The organism is Phytoamicus setariae, from assembly GCF_016722925.1.
Lineage (GTDB): Bacteria > Pseudomonadota > Alphaproteobacteria > Rhizobiales > Rhizobiaceae > Rhizobium_E > Rhizobium_E setariae.
Window position 1 is genome coordinate 330,836 of record NZ_JAEQNC010000005.1, and the last position, 21,977, is coordinate 352,812.

Sequence of the window (21,977 nt, forward strand, 5' to 3'; positions counted from 1 at the left end):
CTCGCCTGCGCTGGGCACCCAGCGCTGCGGGTTCGATTGCCTCTAAGCGTTCACGCCTTTTGAAAAGATATAATCCGTCTCCTGCCGCAGCACCTCACCCGGACGCAAGACGGCGTCTGGAAAGCCTGACTGGTTGATCGCGTCCGGCCAGATCTGGGTCTCCAGGCAAAGGCCGGCAAAGGGACCATAGGTGCGGCCGCCAAGCCCCGGCACGGGAACGTCCAGTTTGAAGGCGGCATAATACTGCAACCCCGGTTCGGTGGTCGCCACCTGAAGATTGACGCCGGAGGCGGTGCTGTGCACATGGGCGACTTCACGCTTGACGACACGCTGGTCTGACAGGCAGAAATTGTGGTCGTAGAGCACCTGTTCGCCGTCCTGTTGCTGGACGACGGATTTCATCTGCCTGAAATCGAAGGGTGTGCCGTCGACCGCGCGCGGCCCGCCGGCAGGAATCTGGCGCGCATCCGTCGGCAGGTAGCGATCGGCCGCAATCTGCATTTCATGCCGGGATGTATCGCCGGTATCATCGAGGATGAAATAGCTGTGTTGGCAGACATTGGCGATGGTCGGCTTGTCGGTCGTGCTTTCATAGACGACCGAAAGGACACCGCTCTTTCCCAACGAGTAGGTACAGGTGATCGTGCAGTTTCCGGGATAGCCAGCGCGCCCGTCACGGTCGACGATGCGCAGCACCACATGGCTTTCGCCCAGCTCGACAATATCCCAGTTCTGCCGGGCGATGCCGTCAGAGCCGCCATGCAGATGGGTGACACCCTTTTCGTTGCATTCGAGCTTATAGGTCGTGCCGTCTATCGCAAACCGCCCATCGGCGATGCGATTGGAATTGCGCCCCGGCGTGGCGCCGAAATAGGGCGAATGTGCAAGATAATCACTCATGGCATCGAAGCCGAGGACCAAGGGAGCATCATGCCCCTCGAGCCGAAGATCCTGGATGATCGCGCCCCATGTCAGCACATGCGCCGTCAGCCCGCCTCCGGTAAGCACAACGCGGCGAACCGTTTCACCATTGCTGCCGGTGCCGAAAACATCGCTGTTGGTCATGCTTGATCTCCCGCTTCACACGCTTTCCCAGCCGAGGCGGCAAATTGTATGATTTTTCACCAGGCTGCAACAAAAACAAAGGCGCCTCCCCAACAGATTGGAGAGGCGCCAAGAACACAGATCGTCGAACGACTTAGCGAGTCGGGACCGGGACCGGGCCGCGATAATCGTAGAAACCACGGCCGGACTTGCGTCCCAGCCAGCCGGCTTCGACGTATTTCACCAGCAGCGGGCATGGACGATACTTGCTGTCGGCCAGGCCGTCATGCAGCACCTGCATGATAGACAGGCAGGTGTCGAGGCCGATGAAGTCGGCCAGTTGCAGCGGACCCATCGGATGGTTGGCGCCGAGCTTCATTGCCGTATCGATCGCATCGACGGATCCGACGCCTTCATAGAGCGTGTAGATCGCTTCGTTGATCATTGGCAGCAGGATACGGTTGACGATGAACGCCGGGAAATCTTCGGCCACCGTAATGGTCTTATCAAGCTTGGTGACGAAGTCCTTGGCCGAGGTGAAGGTCTTTTCATCGGTGGCGATGCCGCGCACGAGCTCAACCAGTTTCATCACCGGAACCGGGTTCATGAAGTGGATGCCCATGAAACGCTCGGGGCGATCGGTTGCCGAAGCAAGGCGCGTGATCGACAGCGACGAGGTATTGGTCGCCAGGATCGCTTCGGGCTTCAGAACTGGACAGATCGAAGCATAGATCTTGCGCTTGACCGACTCGTCCTCGGTCGCCGCCTCGATGACGAGGTCGGCAGATGCGAGATCGTTGACATCGGCAGAACCAGAAATCAGCGCCAATGCGGCCTTGCGCTCGTCCTCTGTCATCTTGCCGCTTGCGACCTGGCGGGCGAGATTGCCATTGACGGTGGCAAGTGCTGCCTCGATGCGCTCGGGGGACAGATCATAGAGCTGGACGCGATAGCCGGAAGCGGCCGAAACCTGAGCAATGCCACAGCCCATCTGGCCTGCCCCGATCACTCCAACATTCTTGATTTCGCTGCCCATCGTGTTTCCCGTTCAATTCTCGAATTTCGTGTCATTTGGAGCAAAACGCCCGCTCCAGCATATAATAATGGCCGGACTTGACATTTCGCAAGCCCGGCCAAGTGATACTGCCGATCAGACATGATATCCAGTTCTTTTTCGCAATTGCGAAAAGACTGGTTAACCCGCGCGGATCAAAGCGCTTTTTCGAGTTCCGGCAGAGCGTCGAAAAGGTCTGCGACGAGGCCGAAATCGGCGACCTGGAAGATCGGCGCTTCCTCGTCCTTGTTGATCGCCACGATGACCTTGGAGTCCTTCATGCCGGCGAGATGCTGGATGGCACCCGAGATGCCGCAAGCGATGTAGAGCTGCGGGGCGACAACCTTGCCGGTCTGGCCGACCTGCCAGTCGTTCGGCGCATAGCCGGCATCGACGGCAGCGCGCGAGGCACCTACGGCGGCGCCGAGCTTGTCGGCGACGGGAAGGATGACTTCCTGGAACTTTTCCGCCGAACCGAGTGCGCGGCCGCCCGAGATGATGATCTTGGCAGACGTCAGTTCCGGACGATCAGACGACGACAGCGCATCGCCGACATGGCTGGAGAGACCGGGATTGGCGGCAGATGCCACCGTTTCGACGCCAGCCGAACCACCCTCAGCGGCGGCGGCAAAGCTTGCCGTGCGCACGGTGATGACCTTCTTGGCATCGGTCGACTGCACCGTCTGGATGGCGTTGCCGGCATAGATCGGCCGCTTGAAGGTGTCGGATGACACCACGTCGGTGATCTCGGAGACCTGTGCGACGTCGAGCAGCGCTGCAACGCGCGGGAAGACGTTCTTGCCCGAGGCGGTGGCTGCGGTGATGATCGTGTCGTAGGAGCCGGCGAGGCCGACGATCAGCGCTGCCAGCGGTTCGGCCAGGCCGTGACCGTATTCGGCGCTGTCGGCGAGCAGAACCTTGGACACACCAGAGAGCTTGGCTGCGGCATCAGCCACGGCCTTGGCGCCCGAACCGGCCACCAGCACATGCACGTCGCCGCCGATCTGCTGGGCTGCAGTCAGCACCTTGGATGTCTGGTCGGAAAGGGCGGAGTTGTCGTGATCGGCAACAAGAAGAATAGCCATTGAATGAGTTCCTTTCCCGGTCTCTTACAGAACGCCAGCGGTCTTGAGGTTTTCAACCAGTTCGGCCACGCTCTTGACCTTGACGCCGGCCTTGCGACCCGACGGTTCCTCGGTCTTGATAACCTTGAGGCGCGGCGTCACGTCGACGCCGAAATCGGCTGGCGTCTTCTTGTCGAGCGGCTTCTTCTTGGCCTTCATGATGTTGGGCAGCGAGGCATAGCGCGGCTCGTTGAGGCGAAGATCCGACGTCACCACGGCCGGCAGCTTGACAGCGATGGTCTGCAGGCCGCCATCGACTTCGCGGGTGACATTTGCCGTGCCATCGCCGATCTCGATCTTGGAGGCAAACGTGCCCTGTGCCCAGCCGAGCAGCGCCGACAGCATCTGGCCGGTCTGGTTGGAATCGTCATCGATCGCCTGCTTGCCGACGATGACCAGGCCCGGCTGTTCGGCGTCGACGACACCCTTGACGATCTTGGCCACCGCCAGCGGCTCGACCAGTTCGTCAGTCTCGACGAGAATGGCACGGTCCGCGCCCATGGCCAGCGCCGTGCGCAGCGTTTCTTCGGCTTTCGCCGGGCCAACGGAGACGACGACCACTTCCGATGCCTTGCCGGCTTCCTTCAGGCGAAGCGCTTCCTCGACCGAAATCTCGTCGAACGGGTTCATCGACATTTTGACATTGGCGAGTTCGACACCCGTGCCATCCGACTTCACCCGGATCTTCACGTTGTAGTCAACAACACGCTTGACGGTTACGAGAATTTTCATTGAGGCCCTTCCTGTTGGTCATAGCCGGCGAAGATGCGGCAATTCAGGCATTTCCTGATTGTCTGTTGGCGGCAGTTTCAGGGGCGTTTTCGCCATTTGACAGGCTTTTTGTCGACAAAGCCCCCTCCCTGCTCATATGTCGCAACGGGAATATCCACGACTTCCGTGTGCGTCAATACAGACACGGTCAGTCAAATCGATTTTATCCCCTGCCCCAACGGGGCGGCTCCTGCTGTGGTGGCCGCGTTTGCGCCTGTTCAACCTCGATTCCTTTCGGGCTGACGATCCTACGGTCGAACAACGGCACGCTCCAGCGCTTGAGGATGGGTGTCAGCGCCAGGCCCGCCACGATGCCGCCGACATGTGCGGCCCATGACACTTCGCCATCGCCATCGATGAAAAGCATGTAAACCTGCTGGAGTATCCAGAACGCCAGCGGCACGAAAGCCGGCAGCAGCAGTGGAATTCTCCACAACACCAGGACCCACACCCAGACTTTCGGGTGCAGCAGGAAGTACGACGCGACGACTCCGGAAATCGCGCCTGACGCCCCGATCAACGGTCCCTGCGATTGCGGCAGCAGGAAGCCATGGAACCAGGCAGCAGCCGCAGCGCACAGGAGATAAAAGAGCAGGAAGCGAAAATGCCCCATAGCATCTTCGACATTGTCGCCGAACACCCACAAAAACAGCATGTTGCTGGCGACATGCCAGAAATTGCCGTGCAGGAACGCATAGGTGATGTAGGTCCAGCCTTCGGGTACGATGACCAGCGACGGGTCCAGCCGCGCGTTGTCGAAAAACAAGGCCGGGATATAGCCGAGCCCAAGCGAGGCGTTGGAGGAAAACGCCTCGCTCGCCCCGACATCAGTCACCAGCCAGACGGCGAAGTTGACGACGATCAGGCCGAGCGTCACATAGGCCAGCCGCACGTGCTTGAGCGCATTGACGTCATAGAGTGGAATGAACATCGCGCTTGCCTGCCTCGCTTATCTGTCCTCGGCCTATCTGTTCTTGCCTGGCACCCAGAGCACTTCCGCTTCGCCTTTGCCATTGGCGTGCCGCGCGGCAACGAACAACAAGTCGGAAAGGCGGTTGGCGTATTTCAGCGAATCGGCGCTGACAATCTCGTCTTGCATACCACCGAGTGCGACCATAAGTCGCTCGGCGCGGCGCACAATGGTGCGGGCCAGGTGAAGGTATGACGAAAGTGCGGTCCCGCCCGGCAGGATGAAGGACGTCAGCGGCTTGAGGTCTGCATTCAGCCTGTCGATCTCGGCTTCGAGCCATGTGACCTGCGACGCGACGATTCTCAGCGGTTCCCAGGCGATCGCCTCGCCAGTATCGGGGGTGGCGAGATCGGCGCCGAGATCGAAAAGATCGTTCTGGATGCGGGTCAGGATAGAGGCAAGGTCCGGATCGCCAGCTGCGTGCAGCTGCGCGAGCCCGATGGCCGCATTGGCTTCGTCGACCGCTCCGAAGGCTTCGACCCGCAGATCGCTTTTCTTGCGGCGGGGGCCCGCAGCAAGGCCGGTGGAGCCATCGTCGCCGGTGCGAGTATAGATCTTGTTGAGCTTGACCATCAGCGCCCACCGCCCGTCAGCCACAGCGTCAGCATGATCAGTGCCACGGCGACGGCCTGCAACAGGATACGGAGTTGCATCAGCTTGTTGGACGTGTTGCCGCTGCCGCCCTTGAGCATATTGTAAAGCCCGCGTCCCAGCACGATGACAACCAGAAACATGACGACGATGGCGGCGAAATAGGTAACGGTACTCATAAAATCAATTCCGATGCTACCCGAGGCTTCCCAGGATTTTGTAGAACAGCCCGGCCGGCAGCAGCCGCTTCAACAACACGCCGCGCTTGGCCGGCGTGGTGACGACATAATGGGGTTTGGGCCGCCGCGACGTCAAGGCGTGCTTGAGCACTTCATAGACAGCTTCCGGGCCGAGCTTGCCCTTCACCCCTGCGGTTTCTCCGCGCAGGCGTTTCAATTGCCGCTGGTACTCCGCGTGGTGCACCGAATTCTCGACGTCGATATTGGCTTCGGCGGCGGCAAGGGAATTGGCCATGAATTTCGAGCGAATCGGCCCCGGCTCGATCAGGCTTACCTTGATGCCGGATCCCTTGAGTTCCATCGCCATGGTGATCGTCAATCCTTCAAGCGCGAATTTCGATGCATTGTAGGCGCCGCGCCATCGATAGGGCACAAGTCCGAGGATGGATGAACATTGGACAATGCGGCCGTGACCCTGCCGGCGCATAACCGGAACGATGGCGCGTGTCAGTTCGTGCCAACCGAAGAAGTTGGCTTCAAACTGGGCGCGCAGCACGTCGGTCGTCAGGTCCTCCACCGCTCCCGGCTGGCCATAGGCGCCGTTGTTGTAGAGTGCATCGAGCCGCCCGCCAGTACGTTCCAGAACATCGGCAAGCAGCGCGTGGATCGTGGAGGCGTCGGTATAGTCCATGATGAAGGTTTCGATGCCATCGGCTTCGAGCGCCATCCGGTCATGCTCATTCCGGACCGTGGCGAAAACGCGCCAGCCGTCTGCCTTGAGCGCACGGGCACTATATGCCCCGATGCCCGACGAGGCTCCGGTCACGATGATCGACGGATTTTCGCTCATTTGGTTCTGCTTCCTGTACAAAGTGCCTGTTGTTTCCCATATTCGCTGCGGTGCGACAACAACAGTCTGGGGATGGAATGCCGGCGTTTATACGGATGCTGTGGAAGGTGGCTTTCGATGCGGTGTGGCATTTCACCGAAGACGATGGCTGGGCAATGGCGAGCCATGTCGCGCTTTCGGCACTGCTGGCGATTTTTCCGTTCCTGATCTTCGGCACGACGCTCGCGACGTTTCTCGGCGCGGACCAGTTCTCTACGACAGCCGTCCACCTGATCTTCGACAACCTGCCTGAGATCATCGCCAAGCCGATCTCGAAGGAGGTCGTACAGGTCCTGACCATTCCCCGGGGCGGACTGCTGACGGTCTCGGTACTCGCCGCGTTCTATTTTGCCTCCAATGGCGTTGAAGCGCTGCGGATCTCGCTCAACCGCGCCTACCGCGTCTACGATCCGCGCCGCTGGTATGTCACCCGCACGCTCAGCCTGTTCTATGTGCTCGCCGCGGTTCTGGCACTGGTGGCGCTTTCGACGTTCCTCGTGGCCGCACCACTGGCCGTACGCTATGCCGGGAAATGGATCCCCTGGGCGACCGACCTGCTGCTGTTGCTCGACAACTGGAGCCTCTGGGGCGCATTGTCGACGATCGTAATTACCCTCTTCGTCGCCCATCTCTGGCTTCCGGCCGGCAGGCGTTCGTTTCTCGACGTCATGCCGGGCATCACCCTGACGATGATCGCCTGGTTCGCCGCCGCCTACATCTTCGGCTACTATCTCAGCACATTCGCCAACTATGCCGCGACCTATGCTGGTCTTGCCTCGATCATGATCGCGCTGGTCTTTCTCTACATGACCGGGGTGATCTTCATCCTCGGGGCCGAATTCAACGCGGCACTGATAAAGTTCAGGGTACGCCGCCTGATCAGCCGATCGATGTCACGCACCAGTAACCAGGCCGATCCGTCGGCGGATGTCTGAGGCTGAAATGCCCTGCTCGCGCAAGGCTCGCAGTCCGGTAGAGTGGCGGCTCTTGGCCAGTTTCTCGCCATCCTCGTCCTTGAGCAGGCGATGGTGGTGGTATTCCGGCGCCGGCAACCCGAGCAGGGTCTGCAGCAAGCGATGCACCGGCGTCGCAGGCATGAGATCCAGGCCCCGCACCACATGGGTGACAGCTTGTAGCGCATCGTCGAGCACTACGGACAGGTGATAGCTCGAAGGCGCATCCCATCGCCAAAGCACCACGTCGCCCCAGACCGAGGGGGCGCCGTCCATCTTCTCGGGCGCGCCACTGCCGGTTTCGAGCCATGAAAGCAGCGCGGAATTTACCCCCCTCTGGCCTACCGGCCATCTCCCCCTCAAGGGGAGAGATTGACCCGCGGCGCCCTCCCTGCCCTGCGACAGGGAGAATAATACGCTTGGCTCCTGATATGTCCGAGTGAGGTTCCCAGTCCGATCTCCCCCCCTGGGGGGGAGATGGCCGGTAGGCCAGAGGGGGGTATCCCCAAGCGCCAATAGCGCCTTCTCCATATCCAGCCGCCACATATGCCGGTCACCCGCTGCTATCCGCCTTGCGGCGATCTCCGGATCGAGCCCCCGCTCCTCCAGCGGATAATGCGGCGTGCCATCCGGATCGCGTGGCCAGACCTCGCCATCCGCCTCCGATGCCATGACGCGCGCTTTGACGTCGGCACGCGACAAAAACGCAGGATAGACAAGCCCAAGGGCCTTCAGGGCGTCGAGGCCGGTACGATAGAAATCCACATGCTCGGATTGCCTGCGCACCGGCTCTTCCCAATCCAGCCCCAGCCAATGCAGATCCTCGTAGATCTGCATTTCATATTCCGGCCGGCAACGGGACGGATCGATATCTTCGATGCGCAGCAGAAATCGGCCGTTCGATTCGCGTGCCATGTCGAAATTCAGGCAGGCGGACAGTGCGTGTCCGAGATGCAACTCGCCGTTCGGGCTGGGTGCGAATCGGAAAACCGCAACCATGACAGCGCTAAGCAGCCTTGGTCTTGAACAACCGCCCGGACACGGCAAGCAGAGCGCCGCCAGTGACCAGGACACAGGCAAGCAGGATCTGCCAGGAAAGCGTTGCAAAGCCCGCCGCGATCAGCGCAAGCGTCGACAGGACCGGCGCGGCATAGCTCGCGACACCCAGTATCTGGATGTTGCCTTTCTTGACGCCATGATCCCAGGCATAGAAGGCCAACCCGACCGGAAAGACGCCCAGGCCGACGATCGCCAGCCATTCCGAGGAAGCGGCAGGCCAAACCGTCGTTTCCAGCACAAGGTGGCTGATGGCCGAAAGTACCGACGTCGCCAGGCAGAAGCCGGTTACGGCATCGGTCGGCACATTGCCGAACCGGCGGCTCAGCAGCGAGTAGCCCGACCAGGTGAAGGCGCAGGCAAACGCTGCCGCATACCCGACATAGCGCTGGGTATCGCCGAACTGCTCGCCGCCGCCATCGCGACCGGAAATGATCAACACTGCACCGGCAAAGCCGATCAGGGCTCCGACGATGTGCACGAGCCGCAGCCGCTCTCCAGGCAGCATCGCCGAGCCAAGCACGATCAGCAACGGCCAGAGATAGGCAATGATGCCCGCCTCGGCGGGCGGCGCGTTACGAAGCGCGGTAAAATAGAGAAAGTGGTAGCCGAACAGTCCGATAACGCCGGTCGCCCAGGCCGCCGGAGGCTGCTTGAGAAGTTTCAGGCGTTCAGGCCGCGCAATGAACACTGCAATGCCGGGCAGCGAACCTATGGCAAAGCAGATGGCAGTAAGCTGAAACGGCGGCATCGCGCCAGAGGCTGCAGTGAACAGGGCCAGTAGCGACCACATCAGGATAGCCGAAAAGCCGATCAACGTTGCGCGCAGGTTCACAAGCCACCCCCTGGGAAATCATCCTTCGAAACGGGTCGCCCTTATCGTCAGCGTTCCATATTTCGTCGGCACCGATAGAAACACCGGAGCATATACATTCATCGGTCCTGATTTCGCAAACCAGATTTCCATGTTGGTGAGTTTGCGGATGTACTCGATATCGCCGTGGCCCCTGCGGTAGCCGGCCTTCGGTTCATAGCGGAGGCTGCAGACGATGGCCTCGCCCTTGAAGCCTTCCGTCTGGAATTTCTGCTCGCGCTTGTGCGCCAGCTTCAGGTTCAGTCGAGCTTCCCCGTCATAAACCGGGATAATGGCTCGGCAGGGGTCGCGATCGGCAGGCATGACAAGCCCGGAAACCGGATCGGTGACCGACAGCAGATCCTGCGGGCGAATCGGAATCCAGTTTTTGCGCTTCTTCTGCTTGGGCTCCATGAGCGTTTCCGTCACGTTACCGCCTGCAAAGGTGGTATGGAACTGGCGGATGCGCTTTCCGTACTTGTAGCGAAAGGAGAACCTTTCCGGCTTGAATTCGCTATCGCTGATAACGCCCACCGAAGACATTTCGGCCTTGGTGTCGACGATCAAGCGCGCAACGCCCGCGGAGGCGATCTGCGCGTCGATGCTGTAGTCTGACTCACCCTTGCGGGTCCTGAAGGTTGCATTGGCAAGCGGTAGACCGGCAAGCGCGATCGTATAGTTCGTGCGGTTTTCCACATCCGCGGCGCTGGCTGGATATTGCGCGGCGCAGAACACCATGGCGAGAAAGAAAGTAAAATAGCGCTTCTGCATGCAACAAATCCCGCGATATAAGCCCATCGCGATAGTGGTTCATTGTGGTTTTTCTGCGCAAATGCGAAACAGCAAGAGTCGAGATTTTTGGCGGAAAACCAACGTTTGGCTTGACAGGCTCCGTATCGCTGACTATTGAACCGCAACTTCCAAAACAGGCCAGCAGCTTGCAGGCCCCCAGTGGGTCATGTTCTTGCGTTGCCAGCCCTATGTAAAGAAATAGGTGATAACATGTCCCGTTGTTGCGAATTGACCGGCAAAGCCGTCCAGTCTGGAAACAATGTCAGCCATGCGAACAACAGGACCAGGCGCAAGTTCCTGCCGAACCTGTGCAACGTCACGCTGATCTCCGATGCCCTAGGCCAGCGTTTCCGTCTTCGCGTTTCTGCACACGCTCTGCGTTCGGTTGAACACCGTGGCGGCCTCGACGCTTTCCTCTCGAAGGCGAACGAGAACGAACTTTCGATCCGCGCCCGTCTTCTGAAGCGCCAGATCGCCAAGAAGGCAGCTGCCTGATTTCAGCGGCTCCGCATTGAAGATGAAGGCTTGACCGGGTCTCCGTTCAGGCCTTTTGTCTTTGAGTGCAAATCACAATCAACGTCCCTCTAACTGGTGGCATACCCCAGGATAAAAAAATGCAGGCGCAACGCTATACCCTGATCTACATAATCCTGATGACGCTCATCGTCGTCGCTTCCAACGTGCTGGTCCAGTACCCGGTCAACGGCACGCTGTTCGGCATCAATCTTGCCGATCTGCTGACTTGGGGTGCTTTCACCTATCCAGTCGCCTTCTTGATCACCGATCTCACCAACCGCCAGTTCGGGCCGAAATACGCCCGGATCGTGGTGGCTTTCGGTTTCGTCGTCGGCATCGGCTTTTCGTGGTTTGCCTCGATGCCGCGAATCGCGATCGCATCCGGCTCGGCTTTCCTGATCGGCCAGTTGCTCGACATCTCGGTTTTCAACAAGCTGCGTCGGCAAGCCTGGTGGCGGGCACCGCTGATCGCGTCGGTCTTCGGATCGATTCTCGATACGGCGATCTTCTTCTCGCTCGCCTTCGCGCCAGCCTTCTCGATCTTCGGCCCCAACGACGATTTCGCCATCGGCACCGCGCCCATCTTCGGCGTGCTTGCGACGGAAGCACCTCGCTGGGTCTCCTGGGCGCTGGGTGACCTTTCGGTCAAGCTGGTGGTGGCGCTGGTGATGCTGCTTCCCTATGGCGCACTGATGAGCGTGCTGAAGCCCATGCCGGCGGCCAACAATCCGGCTTGATTCGGGATTTCTGGCGAGGAACTGACCTTTAACGGCAATCCTCGCCAGACGTGCTACATCTTTACAGGTATCTTGTTCTCGAAATAGCGGAACACCACGACCAGCAGGCCGGTCAGGATGATGTAGATCAGCGCAAGCAGCAAAAGCGGCTCGTAGGTCAGGAACGTATCCTGCTTGACCTTTGAGATGACCCCATAGACATCGACGACGGTGATCGTCGCGACGAGCGGCGTCGCCTTGAGCTGCAGCACCGTTTCGCCGTTCAGCGTCGGCAGTGCACGTTGCACGGCACGCGGCAGCCAGATGCGCCGGAACGTCGTCCAGCTCCCCATTCCGTAGGCGCGCGCCGCCTCCAGCTCGCCGCGCGGCACACCGGCGAAGGCGCCGCGCATGACCTCGCCCTCATAGGCTGCGAAGGAAATGGTCAAAGCGGCAAACCCGTAGGGCCAAGCCTGCCGCAGATACGGCCAGAGGAAGGAACTGCGGATCTCGGGAAACTGGGCGAAAATCGAACCCAGACCGTAATAGAGAAGCCAGAGCTGCAGCAGCAGCGGCGTGCCACGAATGATCGAACAGAAGCCGTTGGCGAGCCATTTCAGCCACCATGGACCGGCAACCTGCGCGATGCCCAGCAGCACCGCAAAGACAAATCCGACGGCCGCTGACGAAAACAGCATCGCAAGGGTTCGCCCGATGCCTGCGATCAGCCTGCCCTGGTACTGGGCAACCCAGTCCCAGCGCATGAAGTAGATTACGCAGAACAGGATTGCCGCGAATACCAGCATCAGGACGATGCGGTGCGGCATCAGCAGCGACTCGCGGGCAATTTCAGGCTCAGGTGCGACAGGCGCAAGTATCTGTTCGCTCATATTACACCGGCCCCGCCATGCCACGCCGCGCCCGCCGCTCGATAAGTCGAATGACAACGCCCGAGAAGAAAGAAAGCATCAGGTAGAGGAGGCCGGCGGCGAGAAAGAAGGTCATGTAGGCCTTGGTCGCGCCGGCAGCCTGGCGTGTCGCCAGCGTCAATTCGGTAAAGCCGACGACCGCCAGAAGCGCTGTATCCTTGGTGGCGACCATCCAAAGATTTCCCAGCCCCGGCAGCGCATAGGGCAGCATCGCCGGAAGGGTGATGCGCCGCAGGATCATGAACGGCGACATGCCATAGGCACGCGCGGCTTCGATCTGTCCGCCCGGAATGGCTTTGATCGCGCCGCGCAGTACCTCGGTGGAATAGGCCCCTTGCACGACGCCCAGCACGATTATGCCGGCGAGCAGTCCGTTGATGTCGAGTGACCCGTAGCCGAGCAGGCCGAGCAGCCGGTTCAGTCCATCGGTACCGGCATAATAGAGAAGCAGGATCAGAACGAGCTCCGGCACAGCGCGCACCAGCGTTGTGTAGATCTCCCAGAGGTCGCGAGCGACCACTCCGCCGTAGAGCTTGCCGGTGGCGCCGAAGATGCCGATGATCAGGCCAAGTATATAACTGCCAACCGCGATCTGGATCGAGGCAAGGAAGCCTTTCAGCAAAATCGCACCCCAGCCCGGAGGCTCAAGCGCGAGCAGCCCAAGATTGGCGAGCTGATAAAGCGATTCATTCATACGGCCGGGTTTCCCGTCGATGGAGCATGGGCGGTGGCGGCATCAGCTGCCGCCACCCGTTATGCCGGCAAATCAGCCGCCATAGATATCGAAGTCGAAATACTTCTTCGAGAACGTGTCATAGCTGCCGTTGGCGCGGATCGCCTTGATCGCAGCGTTCAACTTTTCCTTGAGCGCACCGTCGTCCTTGCGAAGGCCGATGCCGACGCCCTTGCCGAGAATCGCCTGATCGTCTGCAACATTGCCCTTGTGGTCGCAGCAAGCGCCGGCTTCCGACTTTAGGAAGGCATCGAGCGCAATAGCGTCGGCCTGCACAGCATCGACACGACCGGCCGCCAGGTCCTGGTTGGCCTCATCTTGCGTCTGGTATTCCTTGATCTCGCCCGCCTTATCGCCAAAATGCTTGGTGGCGTAATCCTGATGGATGGTGGAAACCTGCACACCGACGATCTTGCCGGCCAGGCCTTCGGGCGTCGCGTCGAACTTGTCGTCCTTGCGGCCGATGATACCGGTCGGGGTGTTGTAGTACTTGTCGGAGAAATCGATGGTCTTCAGCCGCTCCTCTGTGATCGACATCGACCCGACGATCACGTCGATTTTCTTGGACGTCAGCGCCGGAATGATACCGTCCCAGGCCACCGGCGTGATCACGCAATCCAGCTTGGCTTCCTTGCAGACAGCATCGGCAAGCTCGACTTCCCAGCCAACCCATTTGCCGGAAGCATCCAGCGAGGTAAATGGCGGATAGGGTTCCGCAGCAAAGCCGACCTTGATTTGCTCGGCAGAAGCCTGAACCGCACCGGTCAGACCGATCGCCAGAGCCAGAGCTGCGATTTTCATTCCGTTTTTCATGCTATTCCCCTGTTGTTTTTAAGGTTGCTTATGTCAGTGAACGGAGCTGATGAACTTCTTGAGGCGTTCCGATTTCGGATCGCCGAAAACCTGATCGGGCGGTCCCTGTTCTTCGATGACGCCGTTGTGGAGAAACACGATATGGTTGGCGACATTGCGCGCGAACTTCATCTCGTGGGTCACCAGGATCATGGTCCGGTTTTCCTTCGCGAGGTCGCCGATGACGGCAAGCACCTCGCCGACCAGTTCCGGATCGAGCGCCGAGGTGGGTTCGTCAAACAGCATGGCCAGCGGATCCATCGCCAGCGCACGCGCAATCGCCGCGCGCTGTTGCTGACCACCGGAGAGGAAGGCCGGATAAATGTCACGCTTTTCGTACAGCCCGACGCGCCGCAACAGCGTCTCGGCACGAGCGATTGCCTCACCCTTCGACAGGCCAAGCACATGCACCGGCGCTTCGATGACGTTTTGCAGCACCGTCATATGCTGCCAAAGATTGAAATTCTGAAAGACCATGGCGAGCTGGGAGCGGATACGCTGGACCTGCTTGCGATTGGCGGGCTGCATGCCGCCTCGACCATCCTTCTTCATGTCGATGGTTTCGCCATGGATGGTGATCGTGCCGGCGCTGGGCATTTCCAGCATGTTGATGCAGCGTAGAAAGGTAGATTTGCCGGACCCGCTACCGCCGATGATGGCGATCACGTCTCCCTGCCGGGCAGACAAAGAGACCCCCTTCAGGACTTCGAGCGGACCGAATTTTTTGTGCAGGCCTACAATCTGGATGGCTTGCGCCGTCTCTGCCATGAATACCGCCATTGCCGGGCATTGCCGCCCGAAACACCAACTCTCTTCCCCGGTTTTTACCGTTCCCGTGGCTGCTGTTGGCTTGGCTGCCCGGGCGTTAAAAATGAGTAAAGCACTTGTTTTGCAATTGCACAAGTGTATAACGAAGAATATTTCTTGCTGCCAATCTAGGAAAAGCACCGAGCAATGAATACCAGAGTGCCGTACAACCAATACTTTGGGAATCCGCCGGCACCGCCGGCTTTGACATTTTTCCGGTATTCGGCTGCGCTCCAATGCACGGTCATCCGGCTTGCTCTGACCCCTTCAGCTCGGAGGAACGGCTGATGGGCAGAAGGACGTTTCACCACGAAAGCGAGGACGTCCGGCGTCAGGATCTTGTTGGCGCGACGCTGGACTGCATTGCCGAGTTCGGCCTGCAGGGAGCCACCGTCCGCCAGATCGCGGAACGTGCGGGCGTGACCCCTGGCCTGATCAGACACTATTTTCTCAGCAAGGAATTGATGTTCCAGGCCGCCTATCGTGAAGTCGTCAATACGATGTTCGAAACGGCGAGCAAGGCGGCCGACGAGCACGCAGCCGATCCGATGTTCCGCCTGAAGACGTTTGTCCTGTCGAACTTCCAGGCGCCGATCATCGACGCGCGCATGTTATCGCTCTGGGCGACATTCATCTCGCAAATCGGCGTCGACCCCGCGCTTGCCGCCATTCACCGGGAAAGCTACCTCTCCTATCGTGACACGCTGGAGCAACTGCTGGCGGATGCCATGGCCGCCACCGGCAGGACATTGAGCGCCGCCGAGGGCCGCCCGCTGGCCATCGCCATCAACGGCCTGATCGACGGCTTGTGGCTGGAAGGCTGCATGGCGGGAGACCTGTTCGACGCCGGCGAACTCGGGCGGATCGCTCTCAATTCCGTCGAAACACTGACTGGCCTGGCGCTCGACGCCAACAATTGAACTCATAGCAAGGAATTCACCATGCGTTACGCCTCGATCACCAACAGGCTTTCCGGCCTCGGCTCCGGGAAATGGGCCGTGCATCTCGAAGCTCGCGAGATGGCCAGCCGCGGTGCGCCGGTGATCGAACTGACGATCGGCGAACCCGACGTCGCCCCGGACAAGCGCCTGCTCGATGAATGCGCCCGCGCCATGTATGCCGGTCGCACCCGCTATTCCAACGGCCGCGGCGAACCGGCCGTGGTCGCCGCACTCGTTGAGAAATACCGGAAGCGCCGCGCCGATGTGACGGCCGACAACATCCTCTGCTTTCCCGGCACGCAGACGGCGCTATTTGCTGTCATGCTCGGCCTGGTAGAGGCCGGTGACACCGTACTGGTCGGCGACCCGCTATACGCCACCTACGAAGGCGTGGTCGCGTCCACCGGCGCAAGCATCAAAACAGTGCCTCTGCGGGCCAGCCAGCGCTTCCATATGCAGGCAGAGGACCTTGAAAGGGCGATCACGCCCGAAACCCGCGTCCTGTTGCTCAACAATCCGCACAATCCGTCCGGCGCCGTCCTCAGCCGCGAGGAAATAGCCGCGATCGGCGAGGTTTGCCGCAAGCACGATCTTTGGATCGTGTCCGACGAAGTCTATGAAGAGCTGATATTCGACCGTGATTTCGCCTCTCCGTTCGACGATCCTGCTCTGGCGGAGCGCACCATCGCCGTGTCTTCGATTTCCAAATCGCATGCTGCACCCGGTTTCCGCAGCGGCTGGGCCGCCGCCCCGGCGGAATTCTGCGAACGGCTGCTACCGGTCTCCGAGACCATGCTGTTCGGCGTTCAGCCCTTCATCGCCGACATGACGGCCATGGCGGTATCACAGCAGTTTGACACGGCATCCGTGATGCGTGCCAACTATGCCCGCCGTGCCACAATCGTGGCCGAGCAGATTGCCGGCTCCAACACCATCACGCCGCTGATGCCGGAGGGCGGCATGTTCATCCTGCTGGATGTCTCCGGCACCGGACTGGGCGGCGAAGACTTTGCCTGGCAGCTGCTGAAGGAGAAGCACGTGGCTGTGATGCCGGGTTCGTCCTTTGGCAACGGCGCAAGCGACTTCGTCCGGCTGTCGCTGACAGTACCTGATGAAACGCTGAAGACCGCAGTCGACCGCATCTCCGCACTCGGCGAGGAACTCTCGGGTGCCGCCGCCAAGCGGGCCTGAAAGAGACGCGTCGATTTTTCGGCCGAATCGCCTATCTATTAAATACTAGGCAAACAATTTCCTGTATTTCGCCGGGCTATCGCGCTATAGCGCCCGGCGTCCGGCGCGTGGCTGGAAAGGTGTCAGTCGATGCAGCATACACCGGCCTTGGCCGCAAAGCCCGATATGGGCTATCCCGAGATTCTCAATGTAGAGGAATTCGCCGCGGGAGTCCGCGCGATTGCCGAAAGCCACAACGCCGATCCTGTGAGCGCGCGCGCCACACTGCTCGCCTATTTTCGGCTGGTCAACCAGCAGGGACGCCAGAAAGCCCACGATATCCTGAATGCGGACGGCAGCGGCATGGGTTGCGCACGGCGCATCTCCTGGCTGCAGGACCAGATCCTCCTGCAGGCTTACGATTATGCCACGCGTTACGTATTCGCCTCAGGCGCGACGAGCCTGTGCATCACCGCCGTCGGCGGCTATGGCCGCGCCACGCTCGCGCCCGGCTCCGATATCGACCTGCTCTTCCTTTTGCCGGGCAAGCAGACCGAATGGAGCCAGAAGGTCGTCGAGTTCATCCTCTATATCCTCTGGGACATGGGCCAGAAGGTCGGCCACGCAACACGCACCGTCGATGAATGCATCAAGCTCTCCAAGAGCGATATGACGATCCGTACCGCGATCCTGGAAACGCGCTATATCTGCGGAAGCACCGTGCTGGAGCAGGAACTGCTGACCCGCTTCGACAACGAACTGGTCAAGACGACCGGGCCCGAATTCGTCGCCGCCAAGCTTGCCGAGCGCGATGAGCGCCACCAGCGCTCCGGCAATACCCGTTATCTGGTCGAACCCAATGTGAAAGAAGGCAAGGGCGGCATCCGCGATCTGCACACGCTGTTCTGGATCACCAAATACTTCTACCGCGTGCGCGATACTGCCGATCTCGTCCGGCTCGGCGTGCTGTCAAAGGCCGAGTATCGCACCTTCGAGAAGGCCGAGGATTTTCTCTGGGCAGTGCGCTGCCACATGCATTTCAATACCGGCAAGGCCGAGGACCGCTTGTCGTTCGATCTTCAGCGGGAGGTCGCCGAAGCACTTGGCTATCAGTCGCGCCCGGGCCTGTCGGCCGTCGAGCGGTTCATGAAGCACTACTTCCTGATCGCCAAGAACACCGGCGACCTGACGCGCATCCTCTGCGCCGCTCTGGAGGATCAGCAGGCAAAAGCCCAGCCGGGGCTGACCAATGTTCTCAGCCGGTTTGCCAATCGCCGCCGCAAGATTGCCGGCGCCGCCGATTTCGTCGAGGACAAGGGCAGGCTGGACGTTGCAAGCGCCGAAGTCTTTCGCCGCGACCCGGTCAATCTGATCCGCCTGTTTCACGTCGCCGACCTCAATGGACTGGAATTCCACCCCGACGCCCTGAAGAATGTGACGCGGTCGTTGCATCTCATTGACGATGCATTGAGGACCGACGAGGAAGCCAACAGGCTGTTTCTCGCTATCCTGACCTCTCGCCGCGATCCCTCGCTGATGCTGCGGCGAATGAACGAGTCCGGCGTCCTTGGGCGCTTCATCCCGGAATTCGGCAAGATCGTCTCGATGATGCAGTTCTCGATGTACCATCACTACACGGTGGACGAGCACCTCATTCGCGCCGTGGGCATCCTGTCGAGTATCGAGAAGGGACAGGAAACCGATTCCCATCCGCTGATCGACGGCCTGATCAAGACCATCGAGGACCGCGAGGCGCTCTATGTCGCCGTGCTGTTGCACGACATCGCCAAGGGCAGGCCGGAAGATCATTCCGTGGCCGGCGCCAAGGTGGCACGCAAGCTCTGCCCGCGCTTCGGCATGACGCCGAAGCAGACCGAGATGGTCGCCTGGCTGATAGATGAGCACCTGACAATGTCGATGGTGGCCCAGACGCGCGACCTCAACGACTGGAAGACCATTTCCGATTTCGCCGGCCGCGTTCAGTCGCTCGAGCGGCTCAAGATGCTGCTGATCCTGACGGTCGTCGATATCAGGGCTGTGGGTCCCGGCGTGTGGAATGGCTGGAAAGGCCAGCTTCTGCGCATCCTCTATTATGAAACCGAACTGCTGCTGGCCGGCGGCTTTTCCGAGGCGACACGCACCGAACGCGTGCAGAATGCCCGTGACAAGCTTTCGGAAGCGCTGGCGGACTGGCCGGAAGCCGAGCGCAACACCTATGTGCGGATGCATTACGCGCCCTACCTGCTATCGGTGCCGCTGGAAGATCAGGTCCGCCACACCGCCTTCATCCGCGAGGCCGACCGTGAAAACAAGGCGCTCGCCACCATGGTGCGCACCGACAGTTTCCACGCCATCACCGAGATCACGGTGTTTGCGCCTGACCATCCCCGTTTGCTCGCGGTCATCGCCGGCGCGTGCGCCGCTGCGGGCGCCAACATCGTCAACGCGCAGATCTTCACCACCGCGTCGGGCCGCGCACTCGATACGATCCATGTCAGCCGGCAGTTCAAAAACGATGACGACGAGCTCAGGCGGGCCGGCACGATCACCAAGATGATCGAGGACGTGCTTTCGGGCAAGCGCCGCCTGCCCGATGTGATCGCCACACGCACCAAGGGCAAGAAGAAGGACAAGACCTTCGTCATCACGCCGAGCGTGACGATTTCCAACATGCTGTCGAACCGGTTTACGGTCATCGAGATCGAATGCCTCGACCGTCCGGGACTGTTGTCCGACATCACCTCAATGCTGGCCGACCTGTCGCTCGACATTGCCTCCGCCCGCATCACCACATTCGGGGAAAAGGTCATCGATACTTTCTACGTTACAGATCTGACCGGCGAAAAGATCACCACCGAAAATCGCCAGGCGCTGATTGCGGCGCGGCTGAAGGCCATCATGCCCGATGAGGAAGAGGCCGGAAAAACACGCGTCGCACCCGGCGTGGTCACGCCTCTTGCGCCCAAGGGTGTGCTGGTCAAGAAACCGGCAGCCAATCCATGAGCCTGGTCCGCAAATTCATGACAGTGGGTGGAGCCACCCTCGGCAGCCGTTTCTTCGGCTTCGCACGCGAAACACTGATGGCCGCTGCACTGGGCACCGGTCCGATGGCCGACGCTTTCTACGCTGCCTTCCGCTTTCCCAATCTGTTTCGGCGACTGTTTGCCGAAGGCGCATTCAACGCCGCCTTCGTGCCATTGTTTGCCAGGGAGATCGAGGCCGGCGGCAAGGATGCGGCGCGGCGTTTCTCCGAGGAAGTCTTCGGCGTTCTGTTTACCGTGCTGCTGATCATCACCATCGCCATGGAACTGGCGATGCCGTTGATCGTGCGGACGATCATCGCTCCGGGTTTCGACGTCGGCACCGAAAAATACGAGGTGACGGTCAAGCTTGCGGTCGTCATGTTCCCCTATCTCATGTGCATGTCGCTGACGGCGATGCTGTCGGGCATGCTGAACTCGCTGCATCATTTCTTTGCTGCGGCCGTCGCCCCGATCTTTCTCAATCTGGCCATGATCGTGGCACTGTTCTACGGCCTCTATACGGGAGCCGATCCGCTCGCCACCGCCTGGTATCTCTCCTGGGGCGTGCTTGTCGCGGGCCTGTTGCAGATGGCGGTGCTTTATGCGGGTGTTCGACATGCGGGCATGTCGATCGGCTTCAAGCGCCCACGCATGACACCCAATGTAAAGCGCCTGCTGATCCTGGCCTTTCCAGCTGCCATCACCGGCGGCATCACTCAGATCAACCAGCTCATCGGCCAGATGATCGCCTCCACCAAGGATGGCGCCATCGCTGCCCTGCAGTTCGCCGATCGCATCTACCAGCTGCCGCTCGGCGTTGTTGGCATTGCCGTTGGCGTTGTGCTACTGCCCGAACTGTCGCGGGCCTTGCGCGGCGGCCAAATCAAGGAAGCCGCTAACATCCAGAACCGCTCGCTGGAATTCGTGTTGTTCCTGACGCTGCCGGCTGCGGCCGCAATCTGGGTGCTTTCCGACGAGATCATCCGGGTCGTCTATGAGCACGGCGCCTTCAATCAATCCATGACGTCAACCGTCGCCGGCATCTTGGCAATCTATGGCCTGGGGCTGCCGGGCTTCGTGATGATAAAGGCGCTCAATCCCGGCTTCTTCGCACGCGAGGACACCAAGACGCCCATGCGCTTCACATTTGTGGCGGTCGCGGTCAATTGCGCGCTGGCGCTGTCGCTCTTTCCATTCTTCGCTGAACGCGGCATTGCCACCGCCGAAGTCGTCTCCGGCTGGATCTCGACAACCCTGCTGTTTGCGACGCTGATCCGTCGAGGGCACATGGACATCGACAAGGCTTTCGTCAGCCGTGTCATCCGGCTTCTCGCCGCGGCGGCGATCATGGCCGGCGTGCTTGAATATGCCTCGGTCCATGCCGCACCCCACATCTCGCCGAGCTCCGGACTGCTCGAAGAGATCGCCGCGGTGCTTGCCCTGATCGGCATCGCCATGGTGGTCTATTTCGGCGTCGCCTTCGCCATTGGCGGCGCGAGCCTGGGCATGATCCGGCGCAACATGAAACGCGGCGCGGCGGCACCTTCAGCGCCCGTGGCGGGAGACGAATGACCCGCAACCTCTTCCTGGCAACGATCGTCGTTCCCGATTACGATCGGGCCATAGAGTACTATCGCGACATACTTGGCTTTACCCTTGCCGCCGACACGCCGCTGGGCGGCGGCAAGCGCTGGGTCGTGGTCAAACCGGACGAAACGAATGGCGCGGGCCTGCTGCTTGCCAAGGCAAAAGGCGACCGGCAAGTCCAGGCCATCGGCAACCAGACCGGTGGCCGCGTCAGCTTTTTTCTGCAAACCGACGATTTCGACCGCGACCACGCGCTCTATCGGTCGCGCGGCGTCGAATTCATGGAAGAGCCACGCCACGAGGACTACGGCACGGTGGCGGTGTTTCGCGATGCTTTCGGCAATATGTGGGATCTCATCGAACCTGCGCCGAGTGTGTAGCCCGCGCCACACACTCGCTTCGCGGTAACATCAACCCGCCCGGAGGC

23 protein-coding genes are annotated in these 21,977 nt (G+C 60.4%); 8 read left to right on the forward strand and 15 right to left on the reverse strand.

The features are described 5' to 3' along the window. Positions 1 to 42: 42 nt before the first annotated feature. The 8 genes from JJB09_RS11400 to JJB09_RS11435 form a co-directional block, all read right to left on the reverse strand. The gene (locus tag JJB09_RS11400; protein WP_201657684.1) at positions 43 to 1,065 is read right to left on the reverse strand and encodes an aldose epimerase family protein; all 1,023 of its coding nucleotides are present in this window, start codon (positions 1,063 to 1,065) and stop codon (positions 43 to 45) included. A 133-nt stretch (positions 1,066 to 1,198) separates the two neighbouring features. Then, positions 1,199 to 2,080, reverse strand: coding sequence for a 3-hydroxybutyryl-CoA dehydrogenase (locus tag JJB09_RS11405; RefSeq protein WP_201657686.1), 882 nt, complete (start codon positions 2,078 to 2,080; stop codon positions 1,199 to 1,201). Positions 2,081 to 2,253: 173 nt separating this feature from the next. After that, complete coding sequence (locus tag JJB09_RS11410) at positions 2,254 to 3,183, reverse strand: electron transfer flavoprotein subunit alpha/FixB family protein (RefSeq protein WP_201657688.1); 930 nt, start codon at positions 3,181 to 3,183, stop codon at positions 2,254 to 2,256. 24 nt (positions 3,184 to 3,207) lie between these two features. Then, on the reverse strand, positions 3,208 to 3,954 hold the full coding sequence (locus JJB09_RS11415) for an electron transfer flavoprotein subunit beta/FixA family protein (protein WP_201657690.1): 747 nt from the start codon (positions 3,952 to 3,954) through the stop codon (positions 3,208 to 3,210). 202 nt (positions 3,955 to 4,156) lie between these two features. Next, on the reverse strand, positions 4,157 to 4,924 hold the full coding sequence (locus tag JJB09_RS11420) for a rhomboid family intramembrane serine protease (RefSeq protein ID WP_201657692.1): 768 nt from the start codon (positions 4,922 to 4,924) through the stop codon (positions 4,157 to 4,159). Positions 4,925 to 4,957: 33 nt separating this feature from the next. Continuing rightward, entirely contained in the window at positions 4,958 to 5,536 is a 579-nt protein-coding gene (locus JJB09_RS11425; protein WP_201657694.1) for a cob(I)yrinic acid a,c-diamide adenosyltransferase, read from the reverse strand. After that, positions 5,536 to 5,733: a twin transmembrane helix small protein gene (locus JJB09_RS11430; RefSeq protein WP_201657696.1), complete on the reverse strand. Its 198-nt coding sequence runs from the start codon at positions 5,731 to 5,733 to the stop codon at positions 5,536 to 5,538. The genes JJB09_RS11425 and JJB09_RS11430 overlap by 1 nt, the downstream gene beginning before the upstream one ends. A 16-nt stretch (positions 5,734 to 5,749) precedes the next feature. Then, complete coding sequence (locus JJB09_RS11435) at positions 5,750 to 6,583, reverse strand: SDR family oxidoreductase (protein ID WP_201657698.1); 834 nt, start codon at positions 6,581 to 6,583, stop codon at positions 5,750 to 5,752. Between the two features lie 77 nt (positions 6,584 to 6,660). Here JJB09_RS11435 and JJB09_RS11440 point away from each other — a divergent pair, with 77 nt between their 5' ends. After that, positions 6,661 to 7,557, forward strand: a complete 897-nt coding sequence (locus JJB09_RS11440) for a YihY/virulence factor BrkB family protein (RefSeq protein ID WP_201657700.1) — start codon at positions 6,661 to 6,663, stop codon at positions 7,555 to 7,557. Here the strand turns inward: JJB09_RS11440 and JJB09_RS11445 are convergent. The 3 genes from JJB09_RS11445 to JJB09_RS11455 are packed head-to-tail and all read right to left on the reverse strand — an operon-like array spanning position 7,516 to position 10,255. Next, positions 7,516 to 8,574 carry a glutamate--tRNA ligase family protein gene (locus tag JJB09_RS11445; protein WP_246748672.1) on the reverse strand — a complete coding sequence of 353 codons (1,059 nt, stop codon included), beginning with the start codon at positions 8,572 to 8,574 and terminating at the stop codon, positions 7,516 to 7,518. The genes JJB09_RS11440 and JJB09_RS11445 overlap by 42 nt on opposite strands. Before the next feature lie 7 nt (positions 8,575 to 8,581). Further along, entirely contained in the window at positions 8,582 to 9,466 is an 885-nt protein-coding gene (yddG, locus tag JJB09_RS11450; protein WP_201657702.1) for an aromatic amino acid exporter YddG, read from the reverse strand. An 18-nt stretch (positions 9,467 to 9,484) separates the two neighbouring features. Then, on the reverse strand, positions 9,485 to 10,255 hold the full coding sequence (locus JJB09_RS11455) for a DUF3108 domain-containing protein (protein ID WP_201657704.1): 771 nt from the start codon (positions 10,253 to 10,255) through the stop codon (positions 9,485 to 9,487). Between the two features lie 231 nt (positions 10,256 to 10,486). Between JJB09_RS11455 and rpmB the strand changes: the two genes are divergently transcribed. Both rpmB and JJB09_RS11465 read left to right on the forward strand, forming a co-directional pair. Beyond that, positions 10,487 to 10,771: a 50S ribosomal protein L28 gene (gene rpmB, locus JJB09_RS11460; RefSeq protein WP_201657706.1), complete on the forward strand. Its 285-nt coding sequence runs from the start codon at positions 10,487 to 10,489 to the stop codon at positions 10,769 to 10,771. Positions 10,772 to 10,890: 119 nt separating this feature from the next. After that, positions 10,891 to 11,529: a queuosine precursor transporter gene (locus tag JJB09_RS11465; RefSeq protein WP_201657709.1), complete on the forward strand. Its 639-nt coding sequence runs from the start codon at positions 10,891 to 10,893 to the stop codon at positions 11,527 to 11,529. A gap of 53 nt (positions 11,530 to 11,582) precedes the next feature. Here the strand turns inward: JJB09_RS11465 and JJB09_RS11470 are convergent, their stop codons facing one another. The 4 genes from JJB09_RS11470 to JJB09_RS11485 form a co-directional block, all read right to left on the reverse strand. Next, positions 11,583 to 12,398, reverse strand: a complete 816-nt coding sequence (locus tag JJB09_RS11470; protein ID WP_201657712.1) for an ABC transporter permease — start codon at positions 12,396 to 12,398, stop codon at positions 11,583 to 11,585. Between the two features lies 1 nt (position 12,399). Next, positions 12,400 to 13,131, reverse strand: coding sequence for an ABC transporter permease (locus JJB09_RS11475; RefSeq protein ID WP_201657715.1), 732 nt, complete (start codon positions 13,129 to 13,131; stop codon positions 12,400 to 12,402). A 72-nt stretch (positions 13,132 to 13,203) separates the two neighbouring features. Next, a complete protein-coding gene (locus tag JJB09_RS11480) occupies positions 13,204 to 13,983 on the reverse strand; it encodes a transporter substrate-binding domain-containing protein (RefSeq protein ID WP_201657718.1) in 780 nt (259 codons plus the stop codon). A 33-nt stretch (positions 13,984 to 14,016) separates the two neighbouring features. After that, entirely contained in the window at positions 14,017 to 14,790 is a 774-nt protein-coding gene (locus tag JJB09_RS11485; protein WP_201657721.1) for an ABC transporter ATP-binding protein, read from the reverse strand. A 326-nt stretch (positions 14,791 to 15,116) separates the two neighbouring features. Here JJB09_RS11485 and JJB09_RS11490 point away from each other — a divergent pair, with 326 nt between their 5' ends. The 5 genes from JJB09_RS11490 (at position 15,117) to JJB09_RS11510 (ending at position 21,930) form a co-directional block, all read left to right on the forward strand. After that, positions 15,117 to 15,749, forward strand: coding sequence for a TetR family transcriptional regulator C-terminal domain-containing protein (locus JJB09_RS11490; protein ID WP_201657724.1), 633 nt, complete (start codon positions 15,117 to 15,119; stop codon positions 15,747 to 15,749). 21 nt (positions 15,750 to 15,770) lie between these two features. Continuing rightward, positions 15,771 to 16,961 carry a pyridoxal phosphate-dependent aminotransferase gene (locus JJB09_RS11495; protein ID WP_201657727.1) on the forward strand — a complete coding sequence of 397 codons (1,191 nt, stop codon included), beginning with the start codon at positions 15,771 to 15,773 and terminating at the stop codon, positions 16,959 to 16,961. A 129-nt stretch (positions 16,962 to 17,090) separates the two neighbouring features. After that, positions 17,091 to 19,943, forward strand: a complete 2,853-nt coding sequence (locus JJB09_RS11500) for a [protein-PII] uridylyltransferase (RefSeq protein WP_201657730.1) — start codon at positions 17,091 to 17,093, stop codon at positions 19,941 to 19,943. Next, positions 19,940 to 21,535, forward strand: coding sequence for a murein biosynthesis integral membrane protein MurJ (gene murJ / locus JJB09_RS11505; protein WP_201657732.1), 1,596 nt, complete (start codon positions 19,940 to 19,942; stop codon positions 21,533 to 21,535). The genes JJB09_RS11500 and murJ overlap by 4 nt, the downstream gene beginning before the upstream one ends. After that, the gene (locus JJB09_RS11510) at positions 21,532 to 21,930 is read left to right on the forward strand and encodes a VOC family protein (RefSeq protein ID WP_201657735.1); all 399 of its coding nucleotides are present in this window, start codon (positions 21,532 to 21,534) and stop codon (positions 21,928 to 21,930) included. The genes murJ and JJB09_RS11510 overlap by 4 nt, the downstream gene beginning before the upstream one ends. The last annotated feature ends 47 nt before the right edge of the window (positions 21,931 to 21,977 follow it).

Coding starts and splice junctions, on each gene's coding strand:
- JJB09_RS11430 (WP_201657696.1), bottom strand. CDS start 5,733: ATGAGTACCGTTACCTATTTCGCCGCCATCGTCGTCATGTTTCTGGTT.
- JJB09_RS11485 (WP_201657721.1), bottom strand. CDS start 14,790: ATGGCAGAGACGGCGCAAGCCATCCAGATTGTAGGCCTGCACAAAAAA.
- JJB09_RS11425 (WP_201657694.1), bottom strand. CDS start 5,536: ATGGTCAAGCTCAACAAGATCTATACTCGCACCGGCGACGATGGCTCC.
- JJB09_RS11445 (WP_246748672.1), bottom strand. CDS start 8,574: ATGGTTGCGGTTTTCCGATTCGCACCCAGCCCGAACGGCGAGTTGCAT.
- murJ (WP_201657732.1), top strand. CDS start 19,940: ATGAGCCTGGTCCGCAAATTCATGACAGTGGGTGGAGCCACCCTCGGC.
- JJB09_RS11480 (WP_201657718.1), bottom strand. CDS start 13,983: ATGAAAAACGGAATGAAAATCGCAGCTCTGGCTCTGGCGATCGGTCTG.
- JJB09_RS11500 (WP_201657730.1), top strand. CDS start 17,091: ATGCAGCATACACCGGCCTTGGCCGCAAAGCCCGATATGGGCTATCCC.
- JJB09_RS11470 (WP_201657712.1), bottom strand. CDS start 12,398: ATGAGCGAACAGATACTTGCGCCTGTCGCACCTGAGCCTGAAATTGCC.
- JJB09_RS11510 (WP_201657735.1), top strand. CDS start 21,532: ATGACCCGCAACCTCTTCCTGGCAACGATCGTCGTTCCCGATTACGAT.
- JJB09_RS11475 (WP_201657715.1), bottom strand. CDS start 13,131: ATGAATGAATCGCTTTATCAGCTCGCCAATCTTGGGCTGCTCGCGCTT.
- JJB09_RS11405 (WP_201657686.1), bottom strand. CDS start 2,080: ATGGGCAGCGAAATCAAGAATGTTGGAGTGATCGGGGCAGGCCAGATG.
- JJB09_RS11415 (WP_201657690.1), bottom strand. CDS start 3,954: ATGAAAATTCTCGTAACCGTCAAGCGTGTTGTTGACTACAACGTGAAG.
- JJB09_RS11440 (WP_201657700.1), top strand. CDS start 6,661: ATGCCGGCGTTTATACGGATGCTGTGGAAGGTGGCTTTCGATGCGGTG.
- JJB09_RS11400 (WP_201657684.1), bottom strand. CDS start 1,065: ATGACCAACAGCGATGTTTTCGGCACCGGCAGCAATGGTGAAACGGTT.
- JJB09_RS11490 (WP_201657724.1), top strand. CDS start 15,117: ATGGGCAGAAGGACGTTTCACCACGAAAGCGAGGACGTCCGGCGTCAG.
- JJB09_RS11420 (WP_201657692.1), bottom strand. CDS start 4,924: ATGTTCATTCCACTCTATGACGTCAATGCGCTCAAGCACGTGCGGCTG.
- JJB09_RS11435 (WP_201657698.1), bottom strand. CDS start 6,583: ATGAGCGAAAATCCGTCGATCATCGTGACCGGAGCCTCGTCGGGCATC.
- JJB09_RS11410 (WP_201657688.1), bottom strand. CDS start 3,183: ATGGCTATTCTTCTTGTTGCCGATCACGACAACTCCGCCCTTTCCGAC.
- JJB09_RS11455 (WP_201657704.1), bottom strand. CDS start 10,255: ATGCAGAAGCGCTATTTTACTTTCTTTCTCGCCATGGTGTTCTGCGCC.
- JJB09_RS11495 (WP_201657727.1), top strand. CDS start 15,771: ATGCGTTACGCCTCGATCACCAACAGGCTTTCCGGCCTCGGCTCCGGG.
- JJB09_RS11465 (WP_201657709.1), top strand. CDS start 10,891: ATGCAGGCGCAACGCTATACCCTGATCTACATAATCCTGATGACGCTC.
- rpmB (WP_201657706.1), top strand. CDS start 10,487: ATGTCCCGTTGTTGCGAATTGACCGGCAAAGCCGTCCAGTCTGGAAAC.